Genomic DNA, 16,227 nt, shown 5'->3' with positions numbered 1-16,227 from the left:
CCAGCTATTCGGTGCGCTGAATCCTGCGAAGCTTTCGCCTCGCATGGGCCTCTAAGATCCGCTCGCGCAGATAGGCGTAGAAGCGAGGCGGCAGCATGCCATAGTCGAAACGGGAGGGATGGCCTGCTGCGATGGGCCTGAGATCGGGGCCGGGCCACAGGAAATCGTTGGTTTCGCTCACAACGATCCATGAAGGCATGTCATCGAGACCGAGATGGGCTTTCAGTGGGGCAGGTATCTCTATCGCATCGGCAGGGTCGGCCGGAGCCGAGTGCGTGACGGGAACAACGGTCACCACTTCGCGACCTTCCACCATCTGGCGGGCGGCGACAATTGCGCAGGGCCGGTTCTTGCGGCCTTCCTCAGCACCCTTTCTGTCTTCATGAGCCCAGAGGTAGGAGTAGGAAACGACCAGGCCTGGAACAGGCTTGGGTAGACTCACGGCGCCCAATCTTTGAGCACCGCATCGAGCTCATCATATTGGGAAGGGACGGCGCTTTTGGCGATGGCCTCGAGTGTCTCGTCGTCCAACTCCTCGATCGGGCGCGCGACGCGTCCCTTGAGCAGGATTTCGAACATTGTTGCCGAGAGGAGCACCGTGTGGGTCCGGCCATTCTTGGTTATGGCGACCGGCGCGTGCTGGGCGGCGTCCTGGAAACGCCCGACATTCTGTTGGAATTCTGTTGAGGTCACTCGCATGTCAAAATCCTATCTTTATCCATAATAGATAAAGTAGATAACTTTTTCAAGGACGGTGGCGGCTCGCCGGTTTGCAGGCCTATGGATTGTCTGGCTGGGTTGTGCAGTCTTCAGGCCGCAGCTTTTACCGAAGGCGTCGCCTTCTTCAGCGGGATGCGCACCGACACGATCGTGCCGACGCCTTCGGTCGAGCGGATCTTCAACGCGCCCCCCTGCAGCTCGGCCAGCGAGCGCGAGATGGCGAGCCCAAGGCCCGACCCGGCATGGTTCTTGGAGAACTGGTTCTGCACCTGCTCGAACGGCCGGCCGAGCTTGCTCAGCGCCGCCTTGGGGATGCCGCATCCATTGTCCTCGATCGTCAGAACCAGCGCTCCTGAAGCGCTGCGCGCCCGCACCGAGATGTGCCCGCCCTGACCGGTGAACTTCACGGCGTTGGAAAGCAGATTTATGGCGATCTGCTTGATCGCGCGGCGGTCGGCGAACAGCCGCATCGCATCGGCGATGCGGGTCTCCACCGTGATCGACTTCTCCGCCGCCTGCAGCGAGATGACGCGCACCGTCTCCTTGATCAGCGGGCAGAGGTCGATCTCCTCGCGGTCCATCGAGAACTGGCCGGCCTCGATCTTCGACATGTCGAGTATGTCGTTGATGACGCCGAGCAGGTACTTGCCGCTGCCGTTGATGTCGGTGGCATATTCCTCGTAGCGCGGCGAGCCGAGCGGCCCGAACAGGCCTTGTTCCATCAGTTCGGAGAAGCCGATGATGGCGTTGAGCGGCGTGCGCAGCTCATGCGACATGTTGGCCAGGAATTCCGACTTCGCCCGGTTCGCCGCCTCGGCGCGTTCGGTTTCCTTCATGTATTTGCGGTTGAGTTCGACCAGTTCCCTGGCGCGCTCCTCTTCCGCCCGGCGGGCGAGGCTGAGGTCGTGGATCGTCGCCATCAGCCGTCGTTCGCTGTCGACCAGCTTTTCCTGGTGCAGCTTGATCTGGGTGATGTCGGAGCCGACCGAGACGGTGCCGCCGTCCCTGGTGCGCAATTCGTTGACCTGCAGCCAGCGGCCGTCGGCAAGCTGGCGCTCGAATGTCGAGCCGCCCTGCGGACCGTTGGCGTTGGCCAGCCTGCGCTCCGAGGCGAAGGCCAGCATCCGCTCCTCCAGCACGGCGCGCACGGCACCCGGCATCACGTCGCGGTCCGACAGGCCGTTGTCCTTCTGGTATTTGGAATTGCACATGATCAGCCGCTCGGCGGCATCCCACAGCACGAAGGATTCGTTGATGTTCTCGATGGCGGTCCGCAAGCGCAGATCCGCCGCCTCCGAGCGCAGCGCGAGATGCCGCTGCTCGGTGACGTCGACGGCGATGCCGATCAATTGGATCTCCGGCGCCTCGGGGTCGATCACCTGGGCCCGCGCGCGCATCCATACCCATTGGCCGTCGGCGTGCCGCATGCGGAACACCTGGTCGATATGATCGATCTCGCGCTCGACGATGCGGTTGGCGAGTTCGAACAGGTCGCCGTCCTCGGGATGGATGATCTCGTCGACCTCGCCGAAGGACAGCATCGTGTCGCAGGGCTCGTAACCCAGCATGTCGTACATCGAGCGCGACCAGTACATCTTGCCGCGCACCATGTCCCAGTCCCACAGGCCGCAGCGGCCGCGCACCAGCGCCATGTCGATGCGCTGATGCGCCTCGAGGTAAATGCGGTCGGCGGCCTGGGCGCGCGCCGCCTGGCCGAAATAGGCGTAGAGGATGATAATCAGCACGCCGGCCGTCAGCACGAACAGGGTGACGTTGAGCGAGACCGTCTTGCGCCAGCTGTCGAAGACTGCGTCTTTCGGCACCAGAGCGGCGGCGGCGTTCTTGCGGCTGGCCGTCAAGCTCACCGCCGCGTACCAGTCCTGCCCGCCGATGCTGACCTCCATGACGCCGGCGCGCTCGCCGAACATGAACAGCGGCTGGCCGCCGAGAACGAGGCTGTCCAGCGAACGCCCCTGCCAGCCGCTCGACAGCGGCGACACGGCGATGATCTTGAAGCTGCCGTCGGTGATCGCCAGCACATGGCTGCGGCCCATGGCGCCCTGGCGGCCGGCGCTCTCCATCAGGTCCGCCGCGCTGACGGTGGCCGCATTCGGGTCGGCGGCGATCGCGCTCGCCATCTGGCCCACCGCCAGCGCAAGGATTGCCTTGGCGTCGCGCTCGACCTCGTCGCGCTCGTTCATCAGCGACAGGACGCGCAGCGCGGCGATGACGATCAGGAAGATGATGATGAGGGCAGGGATCGAGCGGCGCAGCCAAGGCTCGGCCGCCAGCAGCCGCCTATAGGCGGGTTCGGCGATCAGCCGCGTATTGCCGGCAAGACCGTCGCGCCGCGCCTTGCGACGCTCAAAAGCCTTCCCTCCGGGCGCGCCCCACGCGTCCGCCTTGGCCATAAATGGCTACTCCCCGAATTCCCTCTGCTTGATGATCCGGTTACGCCGCACGTCCGAATCGTCATTAAAGAATCAAAGGTGATTCGCCTTGTCCAGAGGCGCGGCCAAAAAAGATTAAAAATTGATTGAAATGTTGGGTTTCGCGGGGCAGGGCTTTCGTGGAGCCCACTTTCGCGACATCATGGGGCGTGGCGTGCGATGCGCCGGTCCAATGTCCGCAGGAATTGTGATGACCGAACATGAACCGACGCAGAGCGTCAGGTTGAGCAGCCCAGTCCAGTGTATGCTGTGGGAGCATCCCGAGCATCTCCAGAGAAATTTATCGGAGCTGTTCGAAAGGGTCGAGACCTATGAAGACAGCAGTCACTTCATGCGAGCATTGTTCAGATGCCGGGAGTGCGGGCAGCGTTATTTGTACGAATTTTATGAAGAGATCGGCTGGGGTGGGGGTGGCGATAAGATGTATTCGACGCTACTACCGGTTCAGACGCAGGAAGAGATAGACGCACTTAACCAGACGGACGAGTCTAGCATCTTACGGTATTTCCCGCGCCTGCAATGGGACGACGGACCACCTTGGTGGAACGGTAAGCCAAAATAAGGATACCAGTTGCCCAGCGGCTTGGCACGCATTAGCCGCCAGCCAAGCATACTGCGGTCCACAGTCACTTGAACAACCTCACGCCAGCGTCCGCTCGACGATGTCTCTGAGGTCGGCCGACAGATTCTGAGCGGCGGCGATCGCAAGCAGCGCCTCCCTGGCCTTGGCTTGGCGCCCCGGCTCCAGCGAGCGCCAGGAGCGCAACGCGGTCGCCAGCCTGGCCGCCACCTGCGGATTGCGTTTCTCGACCTCGAGCACGGTCTCGGTGAAGAAGCGGTAGCCTTCGCCGTCGGCGCGGTGGAAGCCGGTCTGGTTGGCGCTGGAGAAGGTGCCGATGAGCGAGCGCACACGGTTCGGGTTGGCCATCGAGAAGGCCGGATGCCCGGTCAGCGCGCGCACCGTCTCGACGGTCTTCGAGCCGGGCACGCCGGCCTGGATCTGGAACCATTTGTCCATCACCAGCGCATCGTTGCGGTACTTGGCCTCGAAATCGGCCAGCGCCTGTTGCGCTTCGGCCGACCCGGCATGGCGGTGCGCCAGCACGGTCAGCGCGGCCGCGCGGTCGGTCATGTTGCTGGCGGAGCGGAAGTGAGTTGCCGCAAGCGCGGCGCCTTCCGGCAGCAGCGCCAGGTAGTCGAGCAGGATGTTGCGCAGCGCCCGCCGGCCCGCACTCGCCGCATCGGGGCTGAATGGCCCCTTGTCGGCAAGCCGCTCGTAGAGGCCGGTGAAGTTTTCCCGGTTCGCCCTGGCAATGGCCAGTGCCAGCGCCTCGCGGGCGGCCAAGATGGCGTCGGGATCGATGCCCTTGCCGATGTCGCGGGCGATGTCGGCTTCGCCCGGAAGCGAAAGCGCCAGCGCCCGGTAGGCCGGCTCCAGCGTCTCGTCGGCGGCGATCCTGCCGGCAAGTTCGGTGAGCCGCTGGGCAAAGGCCGGCGGCTTGCCGCCGAGCACCTGGCGGAAGGCTGCGATCAGCGCATCAGTGAGCAGCGTGTTGAAGGCCTGCCAGCGCGAGAAACTGTCGCTGTCATGGCCGGCAAGGAAGAACTGGTCGTCGGTCTTCTGCTCGACCGACAGCGTGACCGGTGCCGAGAAGCCGCGGTTGAGCGACACCGCCGGGCGCTCGGCGACGCCGGTGAAGCGCACGACATGCCGGCGCTTGCGGACGTGAATGACTCCGTCCTCGACGGTGGCGCCCTCGACGTCACCGTAAGAGACGGGCTTGCCGCCGGCACCGACCAGACCGAAGCCGAGCGGAATGTGCATCAGCCGCTTGCGGCTCTCCGACGGCGTCGGCGGCACCGACTGCTCGATCTCCAGCGTGAACTCCTTTGCCCGTGCGTTGTGCGAGGAACTGACGGTCAGGTTCGGCGTGCCCGCCTGATGGTACCAAAGCGCGAATTGCGACAGGTCGCGCCCCGAGGCGTCCTCGAACACTTTCAGGAAATCCTCGATGGTCGCCGCCTCTCCGTCATGGCGCTCGAAATAGAGGTCCATGCCGGCGCGGAACGCTTCGGCGCCGAGGATCGTGCGGATCATGCGCACCACTTCCGAACCCTTCTCGTAGACGGTCGCGGTATAGAAGTTGTTGATCTCGCGGTAGCGGCGCGGCCTGACCGGATGCGCCAGCGGCCCCTGGTCCTCGGGGAACTGGTGGGCGCGCAGCGTGCGCACCTCGGCGATGCGCTTGACCGCCCGCGAGCGCTGGTCGGCGGAGAATTCGTGGTCGCGGTAAACCGTCAACCCTTCCTTCAGGCAGAGCTGGAACCAGTCGCGGCAAGTGATTCTGTTGCCTGTCCAATTGTGGAAATACTCATGCGCGATGATCGCCTCGATATTGGCGAAGTCGGCATCGGTCGCAGTCTCCTCGTCGGCCAGCACATACTTGTCGTTGAAGATGTTGAGGCCCTTGTTCTCCATCGCGCCCATGTTGAAGTCGGAGACGGCGACGATGTTGAAGACGTCGAGGTCGTATTCGCGGCCGAAGGCTTCCTCGTCCCATTTCATCGAGCGCTTCAGCGCGTCCATCGCATAGCCGGCGAGCCGTTCCTTGCCCGGCTCGACATAGATGCCGAGCTCGACCGTGCGGCCGGACAGCGTGGTGAAGCCGTCGGCGACCTTGCCGAGCGCGCCGGCCACCAGCGCGAACAGATAGGAGGGCTTGGGGAAGGGGTCGTGCCAGACCGCATAGTGCCAGCCATCGGCGAGCGCGCCGCTGTCGACAGGATTGCCGTTGGAGAGCAGCAGCGGCGCTTCGTTGTGCGGGGCCTCGATGCGCACCGTGTAGACCGAGAGGATGTCAGGCCGGTCGAGGAAATAGGTGATGCGCCGAAAACCCTCGGCTTCGCATTGCGTGCAATAGACGTTGCTGGAGCGATAGAGTCCCATCAGCGCTTCGTTGCGCGCCGGCGCGATTTCGGTTTCCAGCACCAGCTCGAAGCGGAAGGCGGCCGGCGGCTTCAGGACGGCGAGTTCGTCCGGCGTCGCCGCGTAGTCCCCCGGCTGGAGGTCACGGCCGTCAATGGCAATACCGAGCAGCGTCAACCCGTCGCCGTCGAGCACCAGCGGCGCCGATGCGGCAACGCCTTCGCGGCGCTCGATGGTGAGCGTGGCGATGACGCAGGTGGCCTCGGGGGAAAGGCGGAAAACAAGGCTGGTCTGCAAAATAAGATAGTCGCTGGGGCGATAGTCTTCGAGCTTGAAGACATGGCCGGTATCGGTGCGCATTCCCAAGGGTTTTCCTGTCTGTTCCCGGCGCGGCAAACGGGCCCGCTGGTCCAAAAAATTCGAGGTTCGCGCTCTTTACACGAAACGGTCACTCGACAAAACTGCGCCTATGCCTATTTCAGGCATCCATCCCCCCACCGTCATCGCGAGGCATCCATGACCGTCGTCACACCGAAATTCGGCATGGGCGCCTCCGTGTTGCGTCGCGAAGACCAGGCCTTCCTCAAGGGCGAGGGCCGCTATACCGATGACATCAAGCCGGCCGGCCTGCTGCATGGCTATGTGCTGCGCTCGCCTGTCGCCAAGGCGGGCTTCACCATCACATCCACCGAAGCGGCGTCAGCGGCGCCGGGCGTGCATCTTGTGCTGACCGGCAAGGACATCGCCCATCTCGGCAAGCTCAAATCTGGCGTCATGCAGCGCCAGCCCGACGGCACCAGGGCGCCGACCCGCGACATCCCGATCCTGTGCGGCGACAGGGTCAACTATGTCGGCGATGCGGTGGCTTTCGTCGTCGCCGACAGCCGCGCGCTGGCGCAGGACGCGGCCGAGCTGATCGAGGTCGACTATGACAGCGAGGATGCCGCTTCCGGCACCGCCACGGCGCTGGATGAAGGCACACCGCTGGTCTGGCCAGAACTCGGCTCCAACCGCGCCTTCAACTACCATATTGGCGACAAGCAGAAGACCGCGGCTGCCTTCGCCAGGGCCGCCCACATCACCCGCATCGAATTCATCAACAACCGGCTGGTGTGCAACTACATGGAGCCGCGTTCGGCGATCGGCGAATGGAACGTGGCCGAAAGCCGCTTCGTGCTGACCACTGGGTCGCAGGGCGTGCATTCGATGCAGTACATCATCGCCGAGCTGTTCAAGATCAAGAAGAGCGAGCTGCGCATCATCACGCCGGATGTCGGCGGCGGCTTCGGCCCGAAGGCCTTCGTCTATCGCGAGTATCCGCTGGTGCTGGAGGCCGCCAAACGGCTCGGACGGCCGGTCAAATGGGCCGGCGATCGCACCGAGCATTTCCTCACCGACGCCCAGGGGCGCGACAATGTCGTCAAGGCCGAGATGGCGCTCGACAAGGGCGGCCGCTTCCTCGGCATGAAGGTCGAGCTGCTGGCCAATATCGGCGCTTATGTTTCGCAATATGGTCCGTTCATCCCCTATGTCGGAGTCACCATGTCGACAGGTGTCTACGACATAGGGGCGATCGACGTCTCGGTGACCGGGCTCTACACCAACACCTGTCCGGTCGATGCCTATCGCGGCGCCGGCCGCCCGGAAGCGGCGCTGCTGCTGGAGAAGCTGGTCGATGCCTGCGCGCACGATCTGGGCTTGCCGGTCGAGGAGATCCGCCGCCGCAATTTCATCCGCCCCGAGCAGTTCCCATATCGCACCCAGACCGGCCGCCTCTACGACACCGGCGAGTTCGCCGGCCACATGGACCGCGCCATCGAGCGGGCGGAGTGGAAGGCGTTTCCGCAGCGGCTCGAACAGTCGAAGGTGGCGGGAAGGATCCGCGGCATCGGCATGGCGACCTATATAGAGGCCTGCGCCTTCCCGGGCTCCGAGCCGGCTTTTGTCGAGCTCAACGGCGATGGAACGGTGACGCTGAAGATCGGCACGCAGACCAACGGCCAGGGCCATGCTACGGCCTATGCGCAGTTCCTGTCGGAGAAGCTCGACCTGCCGATCGAGAAGATCCATGTCCGCCAGGGCGACACCGACGATCTGAAGGCTGGCGGCGGTACCGGCGGCTCGCGCTCGATCCCGCTCGGCGGTGTTTCGGCCTCCCGCGCCGGCGAGGATCTGGCGAACAAGATCAGGCGCATCGCAGCCGACGAGCTCGAAGCCTCGGCCAGTGACATCGAACTGTCCGGCGGCGTCGCCCGCATCGTCGGCACCGATCGCGCGATCGATTTCGCCGGCGTCGCCAGGGCGGCGAAAACCCCGGACGACCTCAAGGGCTTTGGCGAATTTGTCCAGGACGAGTGCACCTATCCCAACGGCACCCATATCTGCGAGGTCGAGATCGATCCCGACACCGGCGCCACCGAGATCCTGCGCTACACCATCGTCGACGATTTCGGCGTCACCGTGAATCCGATCCTGCTTGCCGGCCAGGTGCATGGCGGCGTCGTCCAGGGCATCGGCCAGGCCCTGACCGAGAACACCGTCTATAGCGAGGACGGCCAACTCCTGACGGCAAGCTTCATGGATTATGCCATGCCGCGCGCCGACAATTTCCCGTTCTTCCACTTCGAGACCCGCAACGTGCCTTCGACCACCAATGCGCTGGGCATCAAGGGGGCAGGAGAGGCCGGCACGATCGGCGCCACGCCGGCCGCGCTCAATGCGGTGACCGACGCGCTTTGGCGCGCCTATGGCATCCGCCACATCGAGATGCCGGCCACGCCGGCGCGCATCTGGGCGGCGATCCGGGACGCATCGCCAAAGTGAGCGCCGGGGCGGGAGCGGAGCCGGAAGGCGACGGCGGACACGCCGGCCACCACAGCACGCTGCGGGGCATCGCGCTGAAGATCGTCTCGGTGGCGGTCTTTGTCGGCATGCAGACCTGCATCAAGGCGGCCGGCGATGTGCCCGCCGGGCAGATCGTTTTCTTCCGCTCCTTCTTCGCCATCTTCCCGATCATCGCCTTCCTGGCGTCCAGGGGGCATCTGGCCACGGCATTCGCCACGAAACGGCCGTTCAACCACGTCGCGCGCGGCCTTGTCGGCGTCGGCGCCATGGGGCTCGGCTTCTTCGCGCTGACCAGGCTGCCGCTGCCCGAAGCGATCACGCTGAACTACGCGCAGCCGTTGCTGGTGGTGGTGTTCTCCTCGATCTTCCTCGGCGAGGCGATCCGCGTCTACCGCTGGAGCGCGGTCGCTGTCGGCCTGGTCGGCGTCCTGATCATCTCCTGGCCGGAGCTGACGCTGCTGCGCTCGGGCGCGGCGCTCGATGACCAGGAGTTGCTGGGCGTCATCGCCGCCTTCGCCGCCGCCGCGATCTCGGCCGTCGCCATGCTTCTGGTGCGCAACCTCGTCCAGACCGAGAAGACGGCGACGATCGTGCTTTGGTTCTCGGTGACGGCGAGCGTCATGGCGCTGTTTTCGGTGCCCTTCGGCTGGCAGGCGTTGACGCCGACGCAGGCCGCCCTTCTGGTTGTCGCCGGCTTTTGCGGCGGGCTCGGCCAGATCCTGATGACTTCGGCCTACCGTCACGCCGAGGCCTCGGTCGTGGCGCCCTTCGAATACACCTCGATGATCCTCGGCGTCGTCGTCGGCTATCTGGTGTTCGGCGATGTGGCATCGCTCAACACGCTGGCCGGCGGTCTGATCGTCGTGGCGGCCGGCATCTTCATCATCTGGCGCGAACGCCAGCTTGGGCTTGAACGCACGCGAACGAGAAGGGCGACGCCGCCGCAGGGGTGATCAAGACCGCTCGGCCCGCTCCTTCGCCAGCCGCACCAACGTCGACCGCGTCTGCTCGTCCGCCGGGAAAAAGGATTCGATCGCCAATTCCGACAGCGTGACATCGAGCGGCGTGCCGAAGACGGTGATCGTGCTGATGAAGGACAGCACCTGATCGCCATGCGCCAGCCGGAGCGGATGCACGATACCGCTCGGCTCGACCGGGGCCGGCCGTGCGCTCTTCAGCCCGGACGGATAGGCCCGCAATTCCCGTTCCAGCTCGATCAGCACCGGGTCGCCGATGGCGTCGTTCTGATGCTTCAGCCGTTCGAGCAGATGTGCCCGCCATTCGGCGAGGTTGACGATGCGCGGCGCAACGCCGCCCGGATGCAGGCTGAGCCGCAACACATTGACCGGCGGCGCAAGCAGCGACGGCTCGGAAACATCGGCGAGGAATGGGGCGATTGCCGCATTGGCCGAGACGAGGTTCCAGTGGCGGTCCACGGCCAGCGCCGGGAACGGCTCGTGGCCCCGGAGCACCGTCTCCACTGCCGCCATTGCCGGCGCGAGCGCGGCATCGGAGAGCTGCTTCTCGCTGAAGCTCGGCGCGAAGCCCGCCGCCAAGAGCAGTTGGTTGCGCTGCCGGAGCGGGATTGAAAGCTGTTCGGCAAGATGCAGCACCATCTCGCGCGAGGGCTGGGCGCGGCCGCTTTCGACGAAGGAGAGATGCCGCTGCGAGATATCGGCCTCCATGGCAAGGTCGAGCTGGCTCATGCGCCGGCGCGCGCGCCACTCGCGGATGAGGCTGCCGGCAGAGATTTCGGATGTGGTCATAGGGGAAGGACTAAGGCGGGGAGGGGAGTAATTCAATTACCTGGGAGGTTATGGCGCTGCTTTCCCGTCTTCCCCTGTGGGAAAAGGGAGCGCGCTTCACCCCAACGCCCGCAGCTTCGCCTTCACCTCGAGAAAATCCCGCCAGGCCAGCTTCTTGTGCGCCGGCGTCCGCAAGAGATAGGCCGGATGCAGCGTCGGCATCGCCGGAATGACGGTGCCGGACGCCGTCGAATGCGTGCGCCAGTTGCCGCGCAGCCTCAAGATTCCCTCGGTGGTGTTGAGCAGGGTCTTGGCCGAGGGGCCGCCGAGATTGACCAGCACTTTCGGATTGACCAGCTCGATCTGCCTTTCGATGAACGGCCGGCAAATCTCGGTTTCGTGCGGCGTCGGCGTCCGGTTGCCCGGCGGCCGCCAGGGGATGACGTTGGCGATGTAGGCCGAATTCCTGTCGAGGCCAATTGCCGCCAGCATGCGGTCGAGCAGCCGGCCGGAGCGGCCGACGAAGGGCAGGCCTTCGAGGTCTTCGTCGCGGCCCGGCGCCTCGCCGACCAGCATCAGCTCCGCGTTCGGGTTGCCATCGGCGAAGACCAGGTTCTTGGCGGTGAATTTGAGGTTGCAGCCGTCGAAACCCGCCATGTGCTGGCGAAGCTCGTCAAGCGTCGAGGCGCTCGCCGCCATCTGCCGCGCCAGCAGGGCCTGCGCTTCGTCGGGCACCGCTGCGGTTGCCGGCATCGAGCGCGCCGGCGCGTCCGGCACCTTGCTTGCGTCGAGCCCGGGCGCTGCCGCAGGCCGCTGCGGCGCTCTGTTGGCGTCGGGGCCTGGCTCCGATGCTGGCCGTTCCGGAGCCGTGCTTTCGCGCGCGGCCGGTGCCGACGCGCGCTCGGCTTGCTTCGGCCGAACCTCCGCGAAGCGGTTGATCGGCGCATCCTCCAGCGCCTCGTCGACGCCGGCGCTGGCATAGAAGGCGAGCAGCTCGGCGATCTCGGCGGGGGTGTTGGGGGAGGCGGCAATCATGGCGCCACCATCGTCCCGGCGGCGGCGATTTGCAAGGTTGGGCTGCGTCAGCCAGTCGGTATGCGCGGGTCTTGCACCAAGTAGAACGTCCAGCGCGGCGTGTAGTCGGTGATCAGGAATTCGAAGCTGCCCGTCTTCAGCGGGTCGATCTTGCCGTTCTTGAACAGGAGCCGGTCATAGGGTTCGAAGTCGCGGTCGAAGTCGGCGAAGTTGCTCGACACGATGTTGTCGGGCGACTTGTTGCGCTGGTCGAAGGACAGGCCGTCGCCGAACACGCTCGGCTGGTCGAGGATCTCCTGCAGCTCGAACTGGAATTCCACCCAGGCCTGGCCGCTATTGTTGAGGGCCTTGATGCGCATGTACATGATGCCGTTGGCGACCTCGCCGGCCTTGCCGAACGCCTCGATCGGCTTGGTGGTGCGGATGGTCAGCGTCACCGGCGTTGCCGAATTCAGCTCTTCGGTGATGACGATCGGATCCTCCTTGGTGCCGATGCCGGAAGCGCCGGTGATGTGGAAGCCGCCGAGCTCGTCGGAAAAGGAATAGGCGCCGGTCGCCCACACCTTTTGCGGATCGGCATCGGCCGCGGTCGGGACCAGCAGCGAGAGGAGCGGAAGAACCGCGCGGCAAAGCTGGCCGGGCGTGGAGAAGAAGCGCGTCAATGAGAAGCCGGATGGCTCAGGCGTGCGCATGGCGCGAAGTATTGCCGATAAGCAAGCCATGGAACAATTGAAAAACGTTGAGGGAAATGGTTCTTGCCTGCCGGGCGCGACTTTTTGTCGAAATCGGCTTTGTCCGTTAAGCGCCGGTTTCCCGTCGCGAATTGATGCGCTATGCAGCGCATGAGCCAGCACAATGCGGGAAAGCGCGGCAAGCCAGTGAGGGGTCGATGAGCGATATCGAACGCGAGAGCATGGAATTCGACGTGGTGATCGTCGGCGCGGGTCCGGCCGGCCTCGCCGCGGCGATCCGCCTGAAGCAGGTCAATCCCGAGCTTTCCGTCGTCGTGCTGGAAAAGGGCGGCGAGGTCGGCGCCCACATCCTGTCGGGCGCCGTCGTCGATCCGATCGGCGTCGACCGCCTTCTGCCGGGCTGGCGCGAGGAGGAAGGGCACCCGTTCAAGACGCCGGTGACCGATGATCATTTCCTGGTCCTTGGCCCCGCCGGCTCCTTCCGCCTGCCCAACATCCTGATGCCGCCGCTGATGAACAATCACGGCAACTACATCGTCTCGCTCGGCAATGTCTGCCGGTGGCTGGCGACCAAGGCAGAGGCGCTGGGCGTCGAGATCTATCCGGGCTTTGCCGCCGCAAGCCTCGTCTACAACGATGCCGGCGCCGTCACCGGCGTCATCACCGGCGACATGGGCGTCGAGAAGGATGGTACGCAGGGTCCTGGTTACGCGCCCGGCATGGCGCTGATGGGCAAATATGTGCTGATCGGCGAGGGCGCGCGCGGCTCGCTCGCCAAGCAGTTGATCGCCAAATACAAGCTTTCCGATGGCCGCGAGCCGGCCAAGTTCGGCATCGGCCTGAAGGAACTCTGGCAGGTCAAGCCGGAGCACCACAAGCCTGGCCTCGTCCAGCATTCCTTCGGCTGGCCGCTCGACATGAAGACCGGCGGCGGCTCCTTCCTCTATCATCTGGAAGACAACCAGGTGGCCGTCGGCTTCGTCGTCCATCTCAACTACAAGAACCCCTGGCTCTCGCCCTTCGAGGAGTTCCAGCGCTTCAAGACGCATCCGGCGATCAAGGGCACTTTCGAGGGCGCCAAGCGGATCGGCTATGGCGCGCGCGCCATCACCGAAGGCGGCTGGCAGTCGGTGCCGAAGTTGTCCTTCCCGGGCGGCGTGCTGATGGGCTGCGCGGCCGGCTTCGTCAACGTGCCGCGCATCAAGGGCTCGCACAATGCGGTGCTGTCGGGAATGCTGGCGGCCGAACATGTCGCGCAAGCGATCGCCGACGGCCGCGCCAATGACGAGCTTGCGTCTTACGAGGCCGCGTGGCGCGCGACCGACATCGGCAAGGATTTGAAGAAGGTGCGCAACGTCAAGCCGCTGTGGTCGCGCTTCGGCACCATCATCGGCGTCGGCCTCGGCGGCCTCGACATGTGGCTGAACACGCTGTTCGGCTTCTCGCCCTTCGGCACGCTGAAGCACGGCAAGGCCGACTACGCGACGCTGGAGCCGGCCACCAAGCATCAGAAGATCGCCTATCCGAAGCCCGATGGCGTGCTGACCTTCGATCGGCTCTCCTCGGTGTTCCTGTCCAACACCAATCACGAGGAGAACGAGCCGGTCCACCTCATCGTCGGCGACGCGGCACTGCAGCAGCGCTCCGAGCACGATGTCTTTGCCGGACCCTCGACGCGCTACTGTCCGGCCGGCGTCTATGAGTGGGTCGACAAGGATGGCAATGCGGCTGCCGATCCTTCCGCCAAGGACGTGCGCTTCGTCATCAACGCGCAGAACTGCGTCCACTGCAAGACTTGCGACATCAAGGACCCCAACCAGAACATCAACTGGGTGCCGCCACAAGGCGGCGAAGGCCCGGTCTATCAGGGCATGTGAGAGCGGCGGCCCGACCGGGCCGTCTCGACCGTCGCCCAAACGAAGAGCCGGCGAAGGCCCGGTCTATCAGGGCATGTGAGAGCGGCGGCCCGACCGGGCCGTCTCGCCCGCCGCCCAAACGAAGAGCCGGCGAGGGGCCGGTTTGTCAGGGTATGTAACGGGCCTGTTGAAACCGCGGCGGGCTTGTGGTTCCCTTTCCTGAAAGTGGAGGGACGGCCATGCGCCTCGCGGTCCTGGCATGCCTTGCAGCGGTCGGCAGCCTGTGCGGCTTAACCCCGGCGGCATCGGCCGGCACCAAGCTGCTGGTCAAGACGCGGACATACGACATCGCGGGCACGACGGGTGCCGCCCTGGTCGAGGCAATGGACCGCAAGGGCCCCAAGCACGGCTTCATGACTCGCGCCATCGCGGACACTGCTTACACGGTGAATTGGGATCTCGCCATGAGCCGCACCGACGGGGTCTGCCACCTGCGGCAGGCCGACGGCGTGCTCGACCTCACCTACACCTATCCGCGTCTGGCGCAGCCGGCCAGTGCCGCGCTCGAACGCCGCTGGAAGCGGTTCTTCGCCGGCGTCCGTGCGCATGAGGAGACGCATGGCCGCATCGCCAGGCGCATGATGCAGGCCACCGCGAAGTCGGTCCGTGGGCTCAAGCGTGCCGACAACTGGTTCTGCACCGGCACCCGCCAGGAGGCAAGGCGCCGCATCAACGCCATCTATGCCGAATACGAGGCCAAGCAGAACGCTTTCGACGCCCGCGAGCATCGCGACGGCGGCCATGTCGAGCATCTGGTGGATGGTTTGACCAAGCCCTGAGCGGATGGGAACGTCGCGCTAACCACGCGTCTTGCCGAACCGAGCCATGGCTGCAAGTGCGGTCTCATGCTCGTCGTCGGGCTTCTTCTCTTCCGCCCGCAGCGAAAACTCCACCAGCACCGGAAGGTGATCGGAGCCAGTTTCCTCGAGCCGCGTCGCCGAGTGGATCGTCACCCCGCCCTTGCTGAACACCTGGTCGATCGGCAGGCCGGCGAAGCGCCGCAGGACATCGGGCAGCTTGATGTACATCCAGGTCGGTCCGGCCGACGGCATGACGGTGAGCTTGCCGAGCGCCGCGACACGCCGCACCGCCGCGCTCCACGGCACGGCGTTGCAGTCGCCGGCCATGATGGCCGTCTCGCCAAGCGAGGCGAGCTGCTCCGAGAGTTCACCGATCTGCCAGGACTGCTCGCGCGGCCATGGCCAGCTGAGATGGATCGCGGCGACATCGGCGCTGACACCGCCGAAGTCGACGCTCGCGATCGCCATCGCCCCGCGCCGCTCGCAATGCGGCTCGGTCCCGGCGGCGAATGGACGCCTGGAGAGCAGCGCCACGCCGAACACGCCGTTGGGATAGGGACAAAGGATCCGGTAGGGATAGGCGCTGGTGATGTAGCCGAGCTCGGTCGTCCACATCTCCGACACCTCGTCGAGGGTGATCACGTCGGGATTGGTCCGGCCGATCAGCGACAGCACCTTCTTCGGCGTCGGATTGTCGTAGCGCAGATTCATCTGCAGCAGGCTGTAGACGATCTGGTCGGCGGGCTTGGCGACCGCCTGCACTGGCCACAGCCTGGGCAGCGTGCTGAGCGTGGTGGCGAAGCTGGCGACGGCAAACAATAACGCCGCGGCCGCCTGCAGGCGAAACGACGAGGCAAGCAGCGGCAATGCCAGGAGCGCGACCAGCACGGCGAGATGGACGCGGAAATGCGAGAAGGAATCGAAGGCCGGATGCAGCGTGCCGAAAAACCCGGCCACCAGAGCGGCCGAGAACGCCATCATTGCCAGGAATGTCACCCCAGCCACCATGTTCGGGCGCGCGCCGCTTGTTCTCATCGAAGTCGTGGTCTGCTGAATACCGCCGGCGATCCGTCCGGCCTGCTTATCCGCGAAATTGCGG

At 65.1% G+C, this 16,227-nt stretch carries 13 protein-coding genes; 5 read left to right on the top strand and 8 right to left on the bottom strand.

What is annotated here, in order from left to right; all coding sequences use genetic code 11:
* Nucleotides 1-4 precede the first annotated feature (4 nt).
* From EN786_RS06450 to EN786_RS06440, 3 genes are all read right to left on the bottom strand, one after another.
* A complete protein-coding gene (locus EN786_RS06450) occupies nucleotides 5-442 on the bottom strand; it encodes a type II toxin-antitoxin system PemK/MazF family toxin (RefSeq protein ID WP_127310083.1) in 438 nt (145 codons plus the stop codon).
* Nucleotides 439-699: a type II toxin-antitoxin system Phd/YefM family antitoxin gene (locus EN786_RS06445; protein ID WP_127310082.1), complete on the bottom strand. Its 261-nt coding sequence runs from the start codon at nucleotides 697-699 to the stop codon at nucleotides 439-441. The genes EN786_RS06450 and EN786_RS06445 overlap by 4 nt, the downstream gene beginning before the upstream one ends.
* Nucleotides 700-809: 110 nt before the next feature.
* Entirely contained in the window at nucleotides 810-3,131 is a 2,322-nt protein-coding gene (locus EN786_RS06440) for a PAS domain-containing sensor histidine kinase (protein WP_127310081.1), read from the bottom strand.
* 229 nt (nucleotides 3,132-3,360) lie between these two features.
* Between EN786_RS06440 and EN786_RS06435 the strand changes: the two genes are divergently transcribed.
* On the top strand, nucleotides 3,361-3,732 hold the full coding sequence (locus EN786_RS06435; protein WP_127310080.1) for a hypothetical protein: 372 nt from the start codon (nucleotides 3,361-3,363) through the stop codon (nucleotides 3,730-3,732).
* A gap of 78 nt (nucleotides 3,733-3,810) precedes the next feature.
* Here EN786_RS06435 and pepN read toward each other — a convergent pair whose 3' ends face one another.
* On the bottom strand, nucleotides 3,811-6,456 hold the full coding sequence (gene pepN, locus EN786_RS06430; RefSeq protein WP_127310079.1) for an aminopeptidase N: 2,646 nt from the start codon (nucleotides 6,454-6,456) through the stop codon (nucleotides 3,811-3,813).
* A 156-nt stretch (nucleotides 6,457-6,612) separates the two neighbouring features.
* Here pepN and EN786_RS06425 point away from each other — a divergent pair, with 156 nt between their 5' ends.
* Entirely contained in the window at nucleotides 6,613-8,919 is a 2,307-nt protein-coding gene (locus EN786_RS06425) for a xanthine dehydrogenase family protein molybdopterin-binding subunit (RefSeq protein WP_135908081.1), read from the top strand.
* Nucleotides 8,916-9,893, top strand: coding sequence for a DMT family transporter (locus tag EN786_RS06420; protein WP_127311880.1), 978 nt, complete (start codon nucleotides 8,916-8,918; stop codon nucleotides 9,891-9,893). The genes EN786_RS06425 and EN786_RS06420 overlap by 4 nt, the downstream gene beginning before the upstream one ends.
* Here the strand turns inward: EN786_RS06420 and EN786_RS06415 are convergent, their stop codons facing one another.
* The 3 genes from EN786_RS06415 to EN786_RS06405 form a co-directional block, all read right to left on the bottom strand.
* Nucleotides 9,894-10,706, bottom strand: a complete 813-nt coding sequence (locus EN786_RS06415) for a helix-turn-helix transcriptional regulator (RefSeq protein WP_127311879.1) — start codon at nucleotides 10,704-10,706, stop codon at nucleotides 9,894-9,896.
* 96 nt (nucleotides 10,707-10,802) lie between these two features.
* The gene (locus EN786_RS06410; RefSeq protein ID WP_135908079.1) at nucleotides 10,803-11,720 is read right to left on the bottom strand and encodes a uracil-DNA glycosylase; all 918 of its coding nucleotides are present in this window, start codon (nucleotides 11,718-11,720) and stop codon (nucleotides 10,803-10,805) included.
* Between the two features lie 47 nt (nucleotides 11,721-11,767).
* Nucleotides 11,768-12,412 (bottom strand): hypothetical protein, encoded by a 645-nt coding sequence (locus EN786_RS06405; RefSeq protein WP_128274051.1) that lies wholly within the window; start codon nucleotides 12,410-12,412, stop codon nucleotides 11,768-11,770.
* A gap of 197 nt (nucleotides 12,413-12,609) precedes the next feature.
* Between EN786_RS06405 and EN786_RS06400 the strand changes: the two genes are divergently transcribed.
* Nucleotides 12,610-14,289 (top strand): electron transfer flavoprotein-ubiquinone oxidoreductase, encoded by a 1,680-nt coding sequence (locus tag EN786_RS06400; RefSeq protein WP_127283011.1) that lies wholly within the window; start codon nucleotides 12,610-12,612, stop codon nucleotides 14,287-14,289.
* A gap of 218 nt (nucleotides 14,290-14,507) precedes the next feature.
* Nucleotides 14,508-15,107 carry a DUF922 domain-containing protein gene (locus tag EN786_RS06395; RefSeq protein WP_127283012.1) on the top strand — a complete coding sequence of 200 codons (600 nt, stop codon included), beginning with the start codon at nucleotides 14,508-14,510 and terminating at the stop codon, nucleotides 15,105-15,107.
* Between the two features lie 18 nt (nucleotides 15,108-15,125).
* On the opposite strand, the gene EN786_RS06390 is transcribed toward EN786_RS06395, so the two are convergent.
* Nucleotides 15,126-16,163 carry an endonuclease/exonuclease/phosphatase family protein gene (locus tag EN786_RS06390; protein ID WP_245478441.1) on the bottom strand — a complete coding sequence of 346 codons (1,038 nt, stop codon included), beginning with the start codon at nucleotides 16,161-16,163 and terminating at the stop codon, nucleotides 15,126-15,128.
* Nucleotides 16,164-16,227: the final 64 nt, after the last annotated feature.

The organism is Mesorhizobium sp. M4B.F.Ca.ET.143.01.1.1, from assembly GCF_004792275.1.
Lineage (GTDB): Bacteria > Pseudomonadota > Alphaproteobacteria > Rhizobiales > Rhizobiaceae > Mesorhizobium > Mesorhizobium abyssinicae.
Note: the sequence above shows the minus strand (reverse complement) of the source record. Positions and strands in the feature narration are given on the sequence as shown.

Coding starts and splice junctions, on each gene's coding strand:
- EN786_RS06425 (WP_135908081.1), top strand. CDS start 6,613: ATGACCGTCGTCACACCGAAATTCGGCATGGGCGCCTCCGTGTTGCGT.
- EN786_RS06395 (WP_127283012.1), top strand. CDS start 14,508: ATGCGCCTCGCGGTCCTGGCATGCCTTGCAGCGGTCGGCAGCCTGTGC.
- EN786_RS06435 (WP_127310080.1), top strand. CDS start 3,361: ATGACCGAACATGAACCGACGCAGAGCGTCAGGTTGAGCAGCCCAGTC.
- EN786_RS06440 (WP_127310081.1), bottom strand. CDS start 3,131: ATGGCCAAGGCGGACGCGTGGGGCGCGCCCGGAGGGAAGGCTTTTGAG.
- EN786_RS06415 (WP_127311879.1), bottom strand. CDS start 10,706: ATGACCACATCCGAAATCTCTGCCGGCAGCCTCATCCGCGAGTGGCGC.
- pepN (WP_127310079.1), bottom strand. CDS start 6,456: ATGCGCACCGATACCGGCCATGTCTTCAAGCTCGAAGACTATCGCCCC.
- EN786_RS06400 (WP_127283011.1), top strand. CDS start 12,610: ATGAGCGATATCGAACGCGAGAGCATGGAATTCGACGTGGTGATCGTC.
- EN786_RS06445 (WP_127310082.1), bottom strand. CDS start 699: ATGCGAGTGACCTCAACAGAATTCCAACAGAATGTCGGGCGTTTCCAG.
- EN786_RS06410 (WP_135908079.1), bottom strand. CDS start 11,720: ATGATTGCCGCCTCCCCCAACACCCCCGCCGAGATCGCCGAGCTGCTC.
- EN786_RS06390 (WP_245478441.1), bottom strand. CDS start 16,163: ATGAGAACAAGCGGCGCGCGCCCGAACATGGTGGCTGGGGTGACATTC.
- EN786_RS06405 (WP_128274051.1), bottom strand. CDS start 12,412: ATGCGCACGCCTGAGCCATCCGGCTTCTCATTGACGCGCTTCTTCTCC.